The sequence below is a fragment of the Rouxiella sp. T17 genome (assembly GCF_036663475.1).
In the GTDB taxonomy this organism is placed as follows: domain Bacteria; phylum Pseudomonadota; class Gammaproteobacteria; order Enterobacterales; family Enterobacteriaceae; genus Rouxiella.
This window is the reverse complement of the sequence record NZ_JAWUEA010000041.1, coordinates 158,122-174,230: the sequence shown is the minus strand read 5'-3', so window position 1 is coordinate 174,230 and position 16,109 is coordinate 158,122. Positions and strand designations below refer to the sequence as shown.

Below are 16,109 nucleotides of genomic sequence, written 5' to 3'. Positions count from 1 at the left end.
TAATGCCGGTTCACGATAAAGTAAAAAACCATGCCGAAACGCAGGGTGTAAAAACGGCGATTAGTATCGAAGGGCAAACGCTTAGCTGGCAACAGCTTTGGCAGCGCGCCCTGTCGATATATCAGACCCTGATAGATTTTTTGCGGCGTACTCATTCATCAGGCCAGACTGTGATTGCCGTTGCGCTAGGCAATGACCTGCAATTTTCCCCCGCGTGGCTTGCCGCGACGGCCAATACGCTGACCTGCGCGGTTATTGACCCTAACCTTCCGCAAGCTCATTTGCTCGATGTTTTAGGTCGTTTAGCGCCTGCCGTGCTGCTGGTAAAACGCTCACAGTCATCGCTTATCGCGCTAGCTGAAAAATTAGGCATTCCGCCCCTAATTGTCGATGATATTTCGCTAACAGCCGACGACGTTAAGCTTGAGACTCAACAGGCGTTTGTTAAAAACGTCGATGCGTCAACGCCGTTTCTGATTAACTTTACCTCAGGAACCACCAGTACGCCCAAGGCTTTCAGCCGCTCGCGTCACTCCTGGCGCGTCAGTTTTAGAAACGGCCGGAAAATTTTCGACCTCGACGCGATAGACTCAACGCTCTTTCCGGGGCCGCTTTTTCACGGCATTGGCCTCTACTGTCTCAATGAGGCGCTGGATGCCGGCACGACCTTTTATTGCCTGCATCAATGGGACGCGACGCGCGCGCTCGAGCTGCTCAACCAGCATAAAATTCAGCGTGTAGTGCTGGTGCCAACCATGCTAAGCGCCTTCGCTAAGTTAACCGCCGCCACCACGACAAACGCAATGAATAGTGTAACGCATCTACTTTCGGCGGGTGCCAAACTTGAGTTAAACCATTATCGTCAGGCGCGCGCTATTTTCCCGCAAGCGGGTATTCAGGAATATTACGGGGCGTCGGAACTTGGCTTTATTGCCGTCTCGACTTTCGATCGACAAAATCTTAGCAATCCGCAAAACGTCGAGTCGCAATTAACCACCGTCGGCCTGCCCTTTCCCGAAGTCAGCTGGTCAATACGTGATGAAGACGGCAACCTTTTACCCGACGGTTCTCCCGGCATTATTTATCTGCACAGCGAGCAGGCCTGTTCGGGCTATTTGTGGGGCGACGATGGCAAGGCCTTTAGCCAAGACGAATTAGGCTCGACGGTACGCGATATGGGTTATATCGACCCTTTAGGCCGTTTAGTCGTCATTGGCCGCAGCGGCGACATGATTATCAGCGGCGGTAATAATATTTATCCGTCTGAAGTTGAATCAGCCATTAAATCGCTGCCCGGTATTATCGAAGCTGTAGTATTTGCCGTCGATGATGATTATCGAGGTAAAAAGCTGATTGCCTTTATCGAAAGCACCACGCTGGATATTCAGCAGCTGCCTGCCCTATGCCTTGAGAAATTGGCGAAATATAAAATTCCGGCCCAATTTTATCAGGTGCAGGATTGGCCGTTAACGCCGAGTGGCAAAATAAAACGTCCCGTGCTCAAGCAAAGGTTAATCAATCATGAAATCGAATGATATTTTGCTCAACTATCAGCCTGCCGATGACCAGCAGCCCATTATTGTCGAGGCTTATCGCACCGCGATTGGCAAGGCCTATGGCATGTTTGCCACGCAAAGTATGGAAACGCTGCTTGCCCCGCTGTTTGCTAAAATTCTGCAAAGCAGCTCGCTGACACCGGCACACATCGACGAAGTTATCTTGGGCAACGCCACGGGCGGCGGCGGCAATATTGCACGCCTGGCCGCGTTGCACGCCGGTTTGCCCGAATCCGTGCCCGCCGTCACTCTCGATCGCCAATGCGGCTCGGGGCTTGAGGCGGTGATCCACGCCTGTCGTTTAATTCAGGCCGGTGCCGGTGACTGTTATTTGGCGGGTGGTGTAGAGAGCGTCAGCACCGCGCCGTGGCGGGTCGAAAAACCGCAGAGTATCAAACAGATGCCGAAATTTTACGCCCGTGCGCGGTTTTCTCCCGACGAAATCGGTGACCCTGATATGGGGATTGCCGCCGAAAACGTGGCGCAAAAATGTGCCATCAGCCGTGAAAGGCAGGATAATTTTGCCCTGCGCAGCCACCAGCGCGCGTTGGCGGCAAGAGAAAACGGCCTGTTTGCCGAAGAAATCGTGCCGGTCGACGTCGAAGGCCAAGCGATTGACCGCGACGAGTGCACACGTCCCACAATTTCACTCGCCGGTCTGGAAAAACTGTCTCCGGTGTTTTCGGAATCGGGCAGCGTCACGGCCGGAAACTGCTGTCCGGTCAACGACGGCGCTTCGCTGTTGCTGGTGTTGAGTCGTAAAAAGGCCCGCGAATTAGGATTTACGCGCGGATTGGCGTTTGTCGATGCCTGTAGCGCGGGTGTTGATCCCAACTATCTTGGGTTAGGTCCGGTGCCGTCGACTCAAAAACTGCTGGCGCGTCAGCCTGCCTTGACGATGAATGATGTGAGCCTCATCGAATTTAACGAGGCGTTTGCGGCGCAGGTGCTGGGCTCTATCGACCAACTGGGGATTGATGAACAACGCATCAATTTACAGGGCGGCGCGATTGCACTCGGACATCCGTATGGCGCGTCAGGCGGCGTGATGGTGACTCGCCTGTTTAGCCAAATGATCAGGCAAAAAACCGCTGAACAAAACAGTGCTGACCCGCAATTTGCCATGGCGATGCTTGGGATTGCGGGCGGATTAGGTCTGACAGCGCTGTTTAAAACGGCTGCGTTATAATCACCTAAACAAGACTGAAATTAATGCCCCAACTTGGCGCGAAAATCAGCCTTCGCCAAGTTCCCACAGTTTGTGGCGGATCAGCTGCTGCAACCCCAGCGCGACCTGTGATTGGGGTTGGTCACGGCGGCTTAGCAATATCACCTCAAACGGCAGCGCTTCAACCACGGGTAGAATTTTTAACTGGTTAAGATATCGCTGCGCGGTGAAGGTATCGACCACGCCGACCCCGCCGCCTGCGAGCACCATATCGGCGATCACAGAATAAGTTTTGATGTGCAGCGAGGCGCGCGGCGTTAGCCCTTGCTCACGTAACACGCGATTTAGCACCTGTCCGAGCGGGTCTTGCTGTTGCAGCATCAGCAGATTATTTTCGCTTAGCCATTGCAGCGACACCGCGCCTTCAATCGGCGCATCCAGCGGCAACAGCGCGACCATGTTGCCAGCAAACAGCGTTTCAGACACCAGCTCGGCAGAAACCTGCTCACCAAAAGCCAGCGCAAAATCCATTTTGTACTGCAATAAATCTTGGCTCAGGGTATTAAAATGTCCGGTCACCAGTTCAACGGTGCCCGCGGGCGTTTTTCGATGAAAATCAACCAGCACGGGCGCCATCACGCTATGCCCCAGCGCGTGCGCGGAACCAATTCTCACGTGCTGCCCTTCGCCCTGCCGCAGCTGCTCGGCCAGAAAACCGATCGCCTGAATATGGCTAAATAGCGCCTCGACTTCAGGCATCAAACGGCGCCCTTCGGGAGTAATAATCAATCCCTGCGGGGTGCGATCGAAGAGGGTAAAACCCAGCTGCTGCTCGGCATGGTTCAACACGCGGCTGACGTTCGGCTGTGAAACATTCAACAGACGCGCTGCACCGCTCACGCTCCCCGCCTGCAACACCGCCTGAAACACCTCTATATGACGCAAACGCATGCTGCCTGACTCCATGAACATTTAAATTATATAACGCGGTTAATCTATCAGACCTGTTATTGAATTGTTGAAATTTGGAAGTTTAGAACGCCTACAATGACCACTTTCTCGAGGAGAAAATCATGAGCACTATGAATAAAAATGAACGCATTACTTTTGGGTAGACGCCAAATAGGAGAATGCGCCGAGCAGGCTGATGATGGCGGCCATTTTCGGACTGGAATAGCCGACGGTGACAGCGTCAATGCGCGTTACGCCGGGCACCATGCAAAAGAGATCGGCAAGCACAGGGCGCAGCACCATCAACTCCAGTTTGTAAGGGCATCCCAGACGTTTTTCGATGCTTTTTGGCGCGGCCTGCACGACTTTCGCCACACGCTCGCGCAATAATTCCTGTGCGGCCTGCGGGCTGATCGACTCGGCGGCATGGGCCGAAATGGCGCGTTTCACACACACATATTCGACCTCGGGAAACCGATGATTGACCCATTTTTCGAGGCAGTCGTCGCCCGTGACCAGCCACAGCGGCACGTTAAGTTCGGCCCCTAACGCCGCATAAAGATCGGTTTCGGCCATCACGCTGCCATTGATTTTCATCCGGTAAAAAGCGCTGCCGTTAATAGTGTGCGCCAATACGCCCATTTCACCGGCGGCGGCGTGAAAACCGACAAACAGCATGCCGTCGTACTGCTGATGTTGCAGGCCTTCAAGCATGGATAAAGCCCGCGGTTTGCCCTGCATTAACCGCGCACGCGGATCGATGTTGGCGGCGCGCAGGTTTTTCATCATTGCGTGACTGTCGGCGACGACAACGTCACTCGCCCCGCCGTCAAACGCGCCCGCGATGGCGGCATTCACTTCCTGCTCCATGAGTCCTCGCGCGCTTTCATATTCGGCGTTGCCCGGGCTGCACTGTTCGGGGCGCATGACGCCCGCGATGCCTTCAATGTCGGCGGAGATAAAAATTTTCATAACGAGTCTCTGAGAGAATGAGCGGAATGGTGGCGCGCAGCAAGCGCATCCAGCACGCCGGAAAGCCCAAGCCGATGATGTTGCTGAAAGCCGGCGACCGTTTCGGCGGCCAGCATGGCATCAAGCACGGCGTGTTCGGTAGCGTCGGCGGCCATGGCGAGCAGTGATTCGAGTTCGTCGTCCGGCAACAGCTGGCCTTCACGTTGGGTAGAGAAAGCCACCGCAATATCACCCGATCCGTGCCCCCAATAGCTGCCGAGTCGGCCTAATCCGGCACCCGCGCGACGCGCAATGCGGGTCAGCTGGCGGCTATCGAGATAGCGATCGCAGGCCATGATAATAATGATTGAACCCGCATCGACCTGCGGCGCCAGTTCAGGGAGCAGATTTTCGATTTCATTACCGATGCGTACCCCGTCCAGCGTAAGCTCGGCCAGCACGCCAAAGTTTGCCAGCACTAACACGCCGAGGGTGATATCACGCTTTTCGTCACGCCGTGAAGCCGTGCCAATGCCGCCTTTCAAGCCAAAACAGCTCATGCCGCGCCCTGCACCGACGCTGCCTCGACTGAAATTTTCCGCCGTAGAATCAAGCGCTTCTCGAACGTGCTGTTCGGTTATCGCCATCGCCTGAATATCGTTGAGAAACGCGTCGTTACACTCCATCACCAGCGGATTGACCGTCGCGCTGCCTCGGCCAATTTGCGGAAAATCGGCGCAACTTTGTCGCACCATGGCATTAAACAAGGTGCCGACGGCGAAAGTATTGCTCAGCAGAATCGGGGTTTGCAGCTCGCCCAACTCCATCACCTGCACCAGCCCAATCGGCTTGGCAAAACCGTTAAGGATAGCCGCGCCACAGGGCAGCGGATGGGTATAAAGATTGCCGCCCGGCGGCACGATTGCTGTGACACCGGTTTGAATCTCACCCTCATTTAGCGTGCTGTGCCCGACGGTTACACCCGCCACGTCGCTGAGGCTATTGGTCGCGCCCGTCGCAAAACGCGGGGTGAAAATCTCGCGGCGCTCTTGCCAACGTTGCATCAGGGCGCGCACGCCCTGTGTAGTGAAATTATTCATCGATCATTTCTTCAACTTGGGATCTAGCGTGTATCTGAGAGCATCGCCTAGTAGATTAAATGCCAGCACGGTCAGGAAGATAGCCAGCCCCGGGAAGACGCTGACGTTCCATTTTCCGGCCATCATCATATTGCGGCTCATCGCCAGAATATTGCCCCACTCCGGCACGTCGGGTTCGGGTCCGAGGCCGATAAAGCTCAGGCTGGCGGCGGTTAAAATACTGGTGCCGATACGCATGGTGAAATAAACGATAACGTTCGACAGCGTGCCCGGCAAAATATGGCGCAATAACACTACGCGGTCTGGCGCGCCGACACAGCGCACGGCTTCGACATAGGCGCTTTGCTTGATAGAGAGCGTTGAGGCGCGGACGATACGGGCAAACACCGGCACGCTAAACACCGCCACCGCGATAATTACGTTATTCAAACCGGGGCCGAGAATCGCGACTACCGCGATCGCCAGCATCACGCCCGGAAATGCAAACAGCACGTCGGAACCGCGCATGATCAGCATATCCAGCCATTTGCCGTAATAACCGGCCAGCAGGCCTAAAAACACGCCTAATATCATGCCGAGCGTTACCGACACTAGCCCGACATAGAGCGAAATTCGTGCGCCAAAAATGATGCGACTTAATACATCGCGGCCCAAGTCGTCGGTGCCGAACCAGTGCGCGGCAGACGGGCCGGCTCCCAGCGCCATCCAGTCGGGAATTTGCGGATCGTAGGGCGCAATCCACGGCGCCAACACCGCCACCAGCACTAAAAGTAAAATAAATATCGACGAGATTACCGCCATGGGATGGCGAATAAATGACTGGAAAAAGTCGCGCCACGGCGAACGAATCTCATCCGTCTCGCTGCTCGCCACCTCGGCGGGATCCAATTGAGGCAAAGTATTTGCAGGCTGAACCATAGTCGCTCCTAATTCAGTCGAATCGCCGGATTCACCACTGCATACAGCAGGTCAACCAGCGTATTGATGAGGATAAATTCGAAAACAAACAGCATCACCAGCGCCTGAATGACGGGCTGATCCTGAGTTTGAATCGACTGAATAAGCAACCAGCCCAGACCCGGCCAGCTGAACACGGCTTCGACAATAATCGAGCCTCCAAGCAGAAAACCAAACTGTAGACCAAGCATGGTAATGACCGGGATCAGCGCGTTGCGCATGATGTGTTTCCAGGTCACCAGCCGCGCGCGCAGCCCTTTTGCATTGGCGGTACGCACGTAATCTTCCTGTGCGACGTCGAGAAATGCCGAACGAGTGAAGCGCGCCATCACCGCCGCAACGGAAGATCCCAGCGTAATCGCGGGCAAAATAATGTCGCTCGGCTGGTTAAATCCGCTGACTGAAAAGATGCCAAACGGCATGGCAACAAACTGAATCAGCAGCAAACCCAGCCAGAAAGGCGGCATCGAAATCCCCCCGATGGCGAAGCTCATCAGCGTCCAATCCTGCCATTTCCCTCTTTTAAGTGCCGACCAGACGCCAATTACCAGCCCCAATACCACCGACCAGGCAAATCCGGCCATGGCCAAATAGAGGGTCGGCATAAAACCGGCTTCAATGACGCTTAAAACCGGCTGGCGCGTGCGATAGGTGGTGCCCAAATCGCCTTTGAAAACGCCCGTAATCCAATGCCAATACTGCGCCGGGAGAGGATCGTTTAAACCAAGCAGTTGCCGCGCTGACTCTACCTGCTCGAGAGACGCATCCTGACCGGCATAAATACGTGCAGGGTCACCCGGCAGCAGCTTGATAAAACCAAATATCAGTAATGACACCACCAGCAGAACCGGGATCATTTCCAGTATCCGGCGGAAAAAATATGTCAGCATAAAATCCTATTCCCCGATGACAAAAATTGCTTAACCACAGACTGCATGACGGCGGGCAAACGAGGCTGCCCGCCGTGTAGAGACAAATCACCTAGTAAATCAAACGACTACATCCCACTATTTAAACTGCGCCTGATTAAACAGCAGCGTGCCGTCGGCCAGCATAAACACGCCGGAGAGATCTTTGGTTTTACCAACCAGATTGTCCGGTGAACCCAGGAAAGCCACTGGCGAATCGGCCCACAGCAGTTTTTGCGCGTCGTCGTAGGCCGCTTTACGCTTGCCCATGTCGGCGGTTTGCAGCGCGGCGGTGATATCAGCATCCACCGCTTTGTTGCTGTAATAAGAGACGTTGTAACCTTTCGGAATAAAGGATTCGGTGGCAAACAGCGGACGCAACGCCCAGTCGGCATCGCCGGTAGAGGTTGACCACGCGCCGTAATACATCTGCACTTTGGCATCGGCCGGATTCGGCGTGCTCCATAAACGCTGGTTGATGCTGCCCGCATCCATCGGCATCTGCTTGACGCGCACGCCAATCAGGCTCAACTGCTGCTTGAGAAACTGTCCGGTACGAATGCGGTCGGTTTTATTTGAGCTCCACATTTCCACGTCAAAGCCGTTCGGATAGCCCGCTTCTTTCAGCAGCTCTTTGGCTTTGGCAATGTTGTAGCTGTAATCCGGCGTGGTTTGTTTCTGATAAAACTGCACGTTTTTCGGCAGTGGCGAGGTTGAGGCTTCACCCAGACCGGCAAAGCCGACTTTCAGCCAGATATTGCGGTCGATGGCATAGTTAATCGCCTGACGCACGCGCACATCTTTAAACTCTTTCATCTGAGTATTGAAAGCGATGTAATAAAGGTAGATGCCGGGATCGCGCTGAATATCCAGTTTCGGATCGCTCTTAACGGTATCGACGAGGTCGGAAGGCAACGGATAAACCGCCTGCACCGCGCCAGATTTCAGCTTGGCGACCTGCGTGGAGTCTTCAGGCGTTGGGTAGAAAGTAATGGAGTCGACCTTCGGCCAGCCTTTCTGCCAGTAATTGTCATATTTCACCAGCTTGACGTCTTTGCCCTGCTGCCATTCAACAAATTTAAATGGACCGGTGCCGACCGGATGCACGCTCAGGTCCGCTTCTTTCGGATAAGCCTTCAACGAAGCCGGGCTGTGCATCACGGCGGACGGGTGCGCCAGCGTGTTGATCATCGCGCCGAACGGTTTATTCAGCGTGATTTTTACCTGCGTTGGCGACGTCACTTCAACGGATTTGATCATGCTGAACAAGCCGTTGCGCTTGAGGTGATTCTCGGGATTAGCCAAACGCTCGAGGTTGATTTTCACTGCGTCGGCGTTGAACGGCGTGCCGTCCTGGAAGGTCACGCCCTGACGCAGATTAATGGTGAATTCGGTGGCGGTGTCGTTGCTGGTGTAATCGGTCGCCAGCACGGGGATCACTTTCATTTTGTTATCGAATTCGAACAACCGCTGGAAGATACCGGTTTGCACTGAATAGCTCAGGGTGTCGGTGGTATCGTGCGGGTCAAAGCCGGTGACGTCGGCATACATCGAAATGCTGAGGTCCTTGGCGAAGGCCGAGGTGGCAAAGCACAGCGTCAAGCTGGCGGCCAGTAATGTCTTGCGATTTAACATCGAATGCATGTACTTCTCCTGTGAGTGTCCCGGAATTCTTGATTGAAAAATCAACGGCTGTTTGGTTTAGTTATTAGCAACCCAGTGGTGGTCAGCAACCTGACGGTATTTCACTTTCTCTATCTGCAAGCCTGCCGGATGAACCGGCGATTTCACTTCGGTATCATCAAAACTGCGCGCGGCGCGCTGGGTCGGATCGGCGACCGGCACAGATTTGAGTAAACGTTGGGTATAAGGATGCTGCGGATTACTGAAAATCGCGTCGCGCGGGCCGATTTCGACGATTTGGCCGAGATACATCACCGCCACGCGATTGGCGATACGCTCGACGACGGCCATATCGTGGGAAATAAACAGCCACGCCACGCCGGTATCGCGCTGTAAATCCATCATTAAATTAACCACCTGCGCCTGAATGGAGACATCCAGCGCGGAGACGGCTTCGTCGGCGATAATCACCTGCGGCTGCAACGCCATGGCGCGCGCGATAGCAATACGCTGGCGCTGGCCGCCGGAAAATTCGTGCGGATAACGACGCGCGACGGCGGTATCCAGCCCCACGCTTTTCAGCAGTTTATTGACCGTTGGCGTGGCGTCGGCGAGGTTTTTCGCCAGGCCGTGCAACAGCAGAGGTTCGGCAATTGAAAACCCGACTGTTAAACGCGGATTCAACGAGGCGTAGGGATCCTGGAAAACCATCTGGATCTGCCGACGCACCGCCTGAAACGGCGTGTCGCGCAGCAGGGTAATTTCTTGCCCTTCGAAATGAATGCTTTCGGATTGACTGCCGACCAGACGCAGTATGGCGCGCCCCGTAGTCGATTTTCCGCAGCCGCTTTCGCCCACCAGCGCCAGCGTTTCACCGGGCCAAATAGAGAAATCGATCTGTTCAACCGCGTGAACTTCTTGGGTCACCCGCGACAGAATGCCGGAGCGAATCGGGTAGCAGACGCTTAATCCGCGCACGTCGAGCAGCGGCGGCTTGCTGTAATCGGCGGTGGTTTGGTCATCATTGGCCAGAGCCTCGGCGACAACGGGCAGCGCGACGCCCTCTTTCTGAATCAACGGAAAACGGCGCGGCCATTTCAGGCCCTGCATATCGCCCAGCTTTGGCACGGCGGCCAATAGCGCGCGCGTATATGGATGGCGCGCGTGGGCAAAAATCTGCTCGACGCTGCCCTCTTCCACCACTTCGCCGTGATACATCACCACCACGCGATCGGCAATTTCGGCCACTACGCCCATATCATGGGTAATAAAGAGTACCGCCATGTCGGAGCCGCGCTGTAAATCACGCAAGATCTGCAAAATACGCGCCTGCACGGTGACATCCAGCGCGGTGGTCGGTTCGTCGGCGATCAGCAGCGCGGGGTCACAGGCCAAGGCTTGCGCAATCATCACCCGCTGGCGCATGCCGCCGGAAAGTTCGTGCGGATAACATTTTAGAATGCGTTCGACGTCGGGAATACGCACCTGCTTCAACAGCTGGCGCGCTTTGTTTAAAGCGTCGGTTTTATTGCTGATGCCGTGATCGATAAGCCCTTCGGTAAGCTGATCGCCAACTCTCAGCACCGGATTCAGCGAGGTCATCGGCTCCTGAAAAATCATCGACATTTCCTGACCGCGCAGTTTGCGGCGCGCGTCGGGACCCATCTTTGCCAGCGAATGCTTCGCACCATTTCGGGTGGTGAAATCAATGCTGCCGCCGTCTATTTTTGCCGTATCGGCCAGCAAGCCCATGATACTCAATGAAGTGACCGATTTTCCGGAGCCGCTTTCACCGACTACCGCGACCACTTCACCTTTATTAATAGAAAAAGAGACGCCTTTGAGTGCCTGGGTCTTTCCCTGACGGCCATGAAAACTGACTGACAGATCCTTTACCTGAAGAATGGGCCGGTTGCGGCTTTCCGACAGCGTCGGGTCAGCGGACTCGGGTGCGGGCGCCTCACTCACGGGCATTTCAGTCATCAAAAGCGTGCTCCTTTAAAAAAAGTAAAAATAAGGGGTGCTAAAAAAGTTAACTCATCACAGCCAGACTTCGCCCTGCTCATAGCGCAGACCCGGCTGATAATCTTCCGCCAGCCAGATAGGCCCATCGAGGTCGACCCGCTCGGCGAGCACCGCGACGGGCAGCGCCGCGTCCATCGCCAGCGAGGAACCCAGCATGCAGCCGACCATTAAACGCAGGCCGAGCGCCTTGGCTTCGGCGGCCATCGCCAGCGCTTCGGTTAATCCGCCACACTTGTCGAGTTTGATATTTATCATCTCGTAACGGTCGCGCAGCCCGGCGATATCCGAGCGCTGATGGCAGCTTTCATCGGCGCAGACAGGAATGGGATGCAAACAACGCACCAAGTCTTTGTCTTGGCCAGCAGGAAGAGGTTGTTCAATCATTGCAATGTTAAATTCGTGCAGCGCGTTGAACAGACTTTCGAGGTCGAGACCGCCCCAGGATTCGTTGGCATCGATAACCAGCGTCGCGTGTGGCGCAGCAAGGCGAATCGCCTCAACCTTCTCGATGATATCTTCACGGTTAAGCTTGATTTTCAGCAGTTTTGCGCCGCGCGACACGGCATTTTCAGCCGCTTTTGCCATGCTTTCGAGACTGTCGAGGCTCAAGGTTTCAGCGGTAACAACGCTTTTAGGGGCTTGCATTTCAAGCAGTTGCCACACGGTCTTGCCCTGTTTTGCAGCATCGAGGCGCCACATTGCACAATCTAGCGCATTACGCGCCGAGCCTATCGGCAACACCTGCTGCAAGGCTTCACGCGTTAAACCGGCTTCAACCTGCGGGCGCACGTTTTCGAGCTGCTCGCAGACGGATTCAGCCGACTCCTGATAATGCGCCGTCGGGGTGCACTCGCCCATCGCCACAAACTGGCCATCGGTCAGGGTGACGCGAACCACGGTAACGGCGGTGCGCACGCCGCGAGAAATGGCAAAAGGCCGAGCCAGTGGCAGCTCGACCGTTTGGACGTTCAGTTGGATCATAAGCCACGATCCTTGATGGACTGCGCCAGCTCTTTGATGCCAAAACGCACAGGGTCCGTCGCCGGCACGCCAAATTCGCGGCTGATTTCGTCAAGCGCGGCGCGGGCTTCGGCTTCGCTGACGCCCGACGTGTTCAGTGAAAAACCGGCCAACTGCACGTTCGGGCTGGTCAGGCTGGCGGCTTGCAGGTTGATATCGACACATTGCTTGAGCGTTGGCATCGGCTGATGCGGCAAATGACGCATGTGCGGGCGGCCCAATTCGTGGCACATCACCAGCAAATGCGCCTGCGCGCCGTGGATAAGTCCGGTGCTAACGCCCGCGTAAGACGGGTGATACAGCGAGCCCTGACCTTCGATAATATCCCAGTGATCGTCGTCGTTGGCCGGGGCGAGAGCTTCGACGGCACCTGAAATAAAGTCGGCGACCACGGCGTCGATGGCGATACCGTCACCGGCAATCAGCACGCCGGTTTGGCCAGTGGCGCGAAAATCGGCTTTGATATCAAGCTCGCGCAGCGCAGCTTCCAGCGCCAGCGAGGTGTACATTTTACCGACCGAGCAGTCGGTGCCGACGGTTAGAATGCGTTTGCCGCTGCGCTTTTTACCGCTGCCGACGTCAAGTTCCGGCGTCATGTGGCGCACGTCGAACAGCTCGACGTTATGCTCGGCAGCCAATTCAACCAGCTCGGGAATTTCGTTTAATCCCTGATGCAGGCCGTTGGCCACGTTAAGTCCGGCGCGAATCGCCGTTTTAACCGATTCAAGCCAGTGCTGAGGCAACTTGCCGCCGGCATTGGCGGTGCCCAACACCATGGTTTTTGCCCCGCGCGCTTTTGCCGTCGCGATATCCATCTCTTCCATACCGAGCGAGACGGAATCGGTTGCCAGACGAATCTGACCGACGCAGGAGTCAGGACGCCAAACGTGAATACCGCGCGCCGTTTTTGCCGCCAGCGGATCCATGACATCACCTAAAAACAGCAGATATGGCATTGGGATTTGTTGCATGAGTTTCTCTCGTCAATTGTTGTAGGGGTAGCAACATCGCGTTGCTTGACCCCTCGACTATTTCACGAGCATGAGGCGGCGGCGAATACTTGTTTAGCTAGGGGGTATAACGTCAGGCTATAGGTAAGAGTTTTGCGTTAACTGGCTGAAGAGAATGAGTTTTATCGCGGGTAGGTTTTGTTGATGTGAAAAAAGACAGACATGAAAAAAGGCAGAGCCCGAGGGCCCTGCCTTGCGATTACCTTTTCAGACACAGATAAGGGTAATACGTGGATACCGACGAATAGCCGTCTCGATTAGAAACGGTAGGTCAGGCTGACGGTAGTAACATCTTTCTTGTTGCCACCCAGTTTGCTGCTGTCGTTATCGCTCAAAGTATTGATTTTGTAGTCAACGTAGGTGTACATATTTTTGTTAAAGTAGTATGTCGCACCCACTGACACGTACTGGTACAGGTAGGCATCGCCCACGCCTTCAACGTCTTTGGCCTTGTTGGAAACATAGGCCACGGAAGGACGCAGACCGTTCAGGAACTGATACTGCGCAACCGCTTCAAAAATCTGGGTTTTATTAGCATAACCTGCAACGCCGTTGGCAGTAATGCTGGCCTGCTTGCGGGTCTCTTCGTACATCGCACCCAGGTAAATCTGGTTGGCGTCATATTTCAGCGCCGCAGACCATGCAGAGGCTTCGTCGCCACCGCCGATTGCCGCGTTTGACTGCGCGTTGGTACGATCTGAACGAGAACCTGCCAATGCCGCGCTGATGCCCGTGCCGCCGATGTCTTCATAAGTCAGGGACGCGCCATAACCATCACCGTTTGAACGGCTGTTTGGACGAGAAGTGCTGCTTACGCTGCTTGCTTCGTTTTTGCCCTGATACTGCAAGGCGAAGTTAAGGCCATCGACCAGACCGAAGAGGTTTTTGTTACGGTACGTTGCCAAACCGGTTGAACGGCCAACCATGAAGTTATCGGAGTTGGCAGAGTCGCCGCCGTATTCTGGCAGCATGTCGGTGTAGCCGATTGCATCGTAAACAACACCGTAGTTACGGCCGTAGTCGATGGAACCGTATTTGGAGAATTTCAGACCAGCGAAACCAAGACGAGTTTTGTTGCCGCTCAGCGCGTCTGAACCTTCAGAGTTATTCAGGTTATTTTGATATTCCCACTGACCGTAACCTGTCACCAAATCATTAATTTTGGTCAGGCCTTTAAAGCCGATACGCATATAAGAACCGTCACCGTTATTGCTGGTGCCGTTACTGAAATAGTGTTTGCCATTTACGCGGCCATATAGATCCAGCTGATTGCCATCTTTGTTATAAATCTCTGCGGCATTTGCACCAGTGGTTACAACAATTAAAGAGACCGCTACGGCCAAAACACTACGCTTCATCATTATTTGCTTTCCTAGAATGCTTATTAATAGGTTTCCCATGCCAAATTTAAATATCAGGCTGTGAGTTTCTTAATATTTATAATTGATGCTATCTGTAAACGAATCGAACAGTAGCACTAAGCACGAAAAGTTAAAATGGAAAAGTTCAGTGATATTCGTCAAAATCAGGTAAATAGTTGTAACATTATATTTCAAAACTGCTTTTGTAACCTACTGATTTTATGCATTTTTTGCATAACGCATTGCACCATTTTGGTGCGACACGCCTTTTGTTGGCAAAATACTTAAAGAAGTGTGTTTTTTATGTGCGTTAGATCCACTTTTTTAAAGCCTTTTTTCTGTTAACAATCATTAAATAAATTAAATGAGAAATAGATCTCATGCCTCGAAAAAGTGCATAGCAGAGTAAGTATTTTATAACGGTTGTTCATTATATGAATAATACGGGCAAGGTAATTAAATAATGTTCTAAAGATTTTTTCGCCTACGAATTTAGGCGGGGAATTTCTTTAAAACAAATTTTGGTCTTTTGGATGGGATAATAATAACGGGGGCGATTAAATTGAACAATTTGGGGTTTTTAGATTTGGAAATCTAAAGGCAAACTATTCAGGAGGCGGTTTTTAGATTTGGAATCTAAAGGCAATTTTCTAAGGAATCAGGATCTTTTTGGTCAACGGATTTTGACCTTAAATCTTTAAGTTCAAGTTCAAGTTCAAGTTCAACTGCATGCGCTTCGCTTACTGCGCGGCGGCGCAGACCGCCCAAAGAGGCGCAGTCGGTGTTAGATTTAGAACCTAAGGCAATTTCTTAAATTCAAAATCAAGTTCATGCGCTTCGCTTACTGCGCGGCGGCGCAGACCGCCCAAAGAGGCGCATTCGCTCGCCCCTTTGGAATCCCAAGCTTTTTTTCCACAGCTGCAACTTGAGGACTAAAAAGGGAGCTCTTTCCAGGCACATTGGTGAATGGCGTTGGTCGCGGCGCTTCGCGCTCCCCTCGCTACGTTCACAAGCCAAAAACGTCTTGTTCACCTTCGCTCAGCGCCGTCCTGATACCGCCAATTACAGCATTTAAAGAAAGGCCGGAAACTCTTGGGCGGTCAAATACCGCCTCCTCAACCAATCACAGCTCAAAAAAAAGGGCACTTAATTTTAGGCGGTCAAGGACCGTTCACTCAACCAAAACAGCTCAAAAAAAGGGCACTTAATTTTAGGCGGTCAAGGACCGTTCACTCAACTAACTAAATGCTTCTGTTAAATCGATTAGGTCATTGAAGCTAGGCCTCGAAAGTTATGAAGTTGGAGGAAACGGTTCTTGACCGCCTAAGAGATATCGCTTTTGTAGTAGATTCTGTGATTGGCGGTATCAGGGCGGCGCTGAGTGGAGTGATTTGAGACGTTTTTGGCTCAAATCCGTAATGTAGGAATGGCGAAGCCGCGCGACCTACGCCACACGCTGTGGCAACTGGAACGATCTAC

At 53.6% G+C, this 16,109-nt stretch carries 12 protein-coding genes; 2 read left to right on the top strand and 10 right to left on the bottom strand.

What is annotated here, in order from left to right:
* Positions 1-2 precede the first annotated feature (2 nt).
* Together SC206_RS20080 and SC206_RS20075 are read left to right on the top strand one after the other, a co-directional pair.
* Positions 3-1,535 carry a class I adenylate-forming enzyme family protein gene (locus SC206_RS20080; RefSeq protein WP_332740126.1) on the top strand — a complete coding sequence of 511 codons (1,533 nt, stop codon included), beginning with the start codon at positions 3-5 and terminating at the stop codon, positions 1,533-1,535.
* Complete coding sequence (locus SC206_RS20075) at positions 1,522-2,745, top strand: thiolase family protein (protein WP_332740124.1); 1,224 nt, start codon at positions 1,522-1,524, stop codon at positions 2,743-2,745. The genes SC206_RS20080 and SC206_RS20075 overlap by 14 nt, the downstream gene beginning before the upstream one ends.
* Before the next feature lie 45 nt (positions 2,746-2,790).
* On the opposite strand, the gene SC206_RS20070 is transcribed toward SC206_RS20075, so the two are convergent.
* The 10 genes from SC206_RS20070 to SC206_RS20025 all read right to left on the bottom strand — a co-directional run bounded on the left by SC206_RS20070 (position 2,791) and on the right by SC206_RS20025 (position 14,630).
* Positions 2,791-3,675, bottom strand: a complete 885-nt coding sequence (locus SC206_RS20070) for a LysR family transcriptional regulator (RefSeq protein ID WP_332740122.1) — start codon at positions 3,673-3,675, stop codon at positions 2,791-2,793.
* Positions 3,676-3,825: 150 nt separating this feature from the next.
* Positions 3,826-4,647, bottom strand: a complete 822-nt coding sequence (locus SC206_RS20065) for a M55 family metallopeptidase (RefSeq protein ID WP_332740120.1) — start codon at positions 4,645-4,647, stop codon at positions 3,826-3,828.
* Positions 4,644-5,726, bottom strand: coding sequence for a DmpA family aminopeptidase (locus SC206_RS20060; RefSeq protein ID WP_332740118.1), 1,083 nt, complete (start codon positions 5,724-5,726; stop codon positions 4,644-4,646). The genes SC206_RS20065 and SC206_RS20060 overlap by 4 nt, the downstream gene beginning before the upstream one ends.
* A gap of 3 nt (positions 5,727-5,729) precedes the next feature.
* Positions 5,730-6,644: an ABC transporter permease subunit gene (locus tag SC206_RS20055; RefSeq protein ID WP_332740116.1), complete on the bottom strand. Its 915-nt coding sequence runs from the start codon at positions 6,642-6,644 to the stop codon at positions 5,730-5,732.
* 8 nt (positions 6,645-6,652) lie between these two features.
* Positions 6,653-7,573, bottom strand: coding sequence for an ABC transporter permease (locus SC206_RS20050; protein WP_332740114.1), 921 nt, complete (start codon positions 7,571-7,573; stop codon positions 6,653-6,655).
* Between the two features lie 117 nt (positions 7,574-7,690).
* Positions 7,691-9,235 carry a glutathione ABC transporter substrate-binding protein gene (locus SC206_RS20045; protein ID WP_332740112.1) on the bottom strand — a complete coding sequence of 515 codons (1,545 nt, stop codon included), beginning with the start codon at positions 9,233-9,235 and terminating at the stop codon, positions 7,691-7,693.
* A 57-nt stretch (positions 9,236-9,292) separates the two neighbouring features.
* Entirely contained in the window at positions 9,293-11,197 is a 1,905-nt protein-coding gene (locus SC206_RS20040; RefSeq protein ID WP_332740110.1) for an ABC transporter ATP-binding protein, read from the bottom strand.
* 57 nt (positions 11,198-11,254) lie between these two features.
* Positions 11,255-12,220: an N-acetyl-D-Glu racemase DgcA gene (dgcA, locus tag SC206_RS20035; RefSeq protein ID WP_332740108.1), complete on the bottom strand. Its 966-nt coding sequence runs from the start codon at positions 12,218-12,220 to the stop codon at positions 11,255-11,257.
* Positions 12,217-13,230 (bottom strand): N-acetyltransferase DgcN, encoded by a 1,014-nt coding sequence (dgcN, locus tag SC206_RS20030; protein ID WP_332740107.1) that lies wholly within the window; start codon positions 13,228-13,230, stop codon positions 12,217-12,219. The genes dgcA and dgcN overlap by 4 nt, the downstream gene beginning before the upstream one ends.
* A 296-nt stretch (positions 13,231-13,526) precedes the next feature.
* A complete protein-coding gene (locus SC206_RS20025) occupies positions 13,527-14,630 on the bottom strand; it encodes a porin (protein ID WP_332740106.1) in 1,104 nt (367 codons plus the stop codon).
* Positions 14,631-16,109 lie beyond the last annotated feature (1,479 nt).

What these genes read in the sequence shown, in the direction of transcription:
- SC206_RS20080 (WP_332740126.1), top strand. Translation starts at nt 3, where the DNA reads ATGCCGGTTCACGATAAAGTAAAAAACCATGCCGAAACGCAGGGTGTA.
- SC206_RS20075 (WP_332740124.1), top strand. Translation starts at nt 1,522, where the DNA reads ATGAAATCGAATGATATTTTGCTCAACTATCAGCCTGCCGATGACCAG.
- SC206_RS20070 (WP_332740122.1), bottom strand. Translation starts at nt 3,675, where the DNA reads ATGCGTTTGCGTCATATAGAGGTGTTTCAGGCGGTGTTGCAGGCGGGG.
- SC206_RS20065 (WP_332740120.1), bottom strand. Translation starts at nt 4,647, where the DNA reads ATGAAAATTTTTATCTCCGCCGACATTGAAGGCATCGCGGGCGTCATG.
- SC206_RS20060 (WP_332740118.1), bottom strand. Translation starts at nt 5,726, where the DNA reads ATGAATAATTTCACTACACAGGGCGTGCGCGCCCTGATGCAACGTTGG.
- SC206_RS20055 (WP_332740116.1), bottom strand. Translation starts at nt 6,644, where the DNA reads ATGGTTCAGCCTGCAAATACTTTGCCTCAATTGGATCCCGCCGAGGTG.
- SC206_RS20050 (WP_332740114.1), bottom strand. Translation starts at nt 7,573, where the DNA reads ATGCTGACATATTTTTTCCGCCGGATACTGGAAATGATCCCGGTTCTG.
- SC206_RS20045 (WP_332740112.1), bottom strand. Translation starts at nt 9,235, where the DNA reads ATGCATTCGATGTTAAATCGCAAGACATTACTGGCCGCCAGCTTGACG.
- SC206_RS20040 (WP_332740110.1), bottom strand. Translation starts at nt 11,197, where the DNA reads ATGACTGAAATGCCCGTGAGTGAGGCGCCCGCACCCGAGTCCGCTGAC.
- dgcA (WP_332740108.1), bottom strand. Translation starts at nt 12,220, where the DNA reads ATGATCCAACTGAACGTCCAAACGGTCGAGCTGCCACTGGCTCGGCCT.
- dgcN (WP_332740107.1), bottom strand. Translation starts at nt 13,230, where the DNA reads ATGCAACAAATCCCAATGCCATATCTGCTGTTTTTAGGTGATGTCATG.
- SC206_RS20025 (WP_332740106.1), bottom strand. Translation starts at nt 14,630, where the DNA reads ATGATGAAGCGTAGTGTTTTGGCCGTAGCGGTCTCTTTAATTGTTGTA.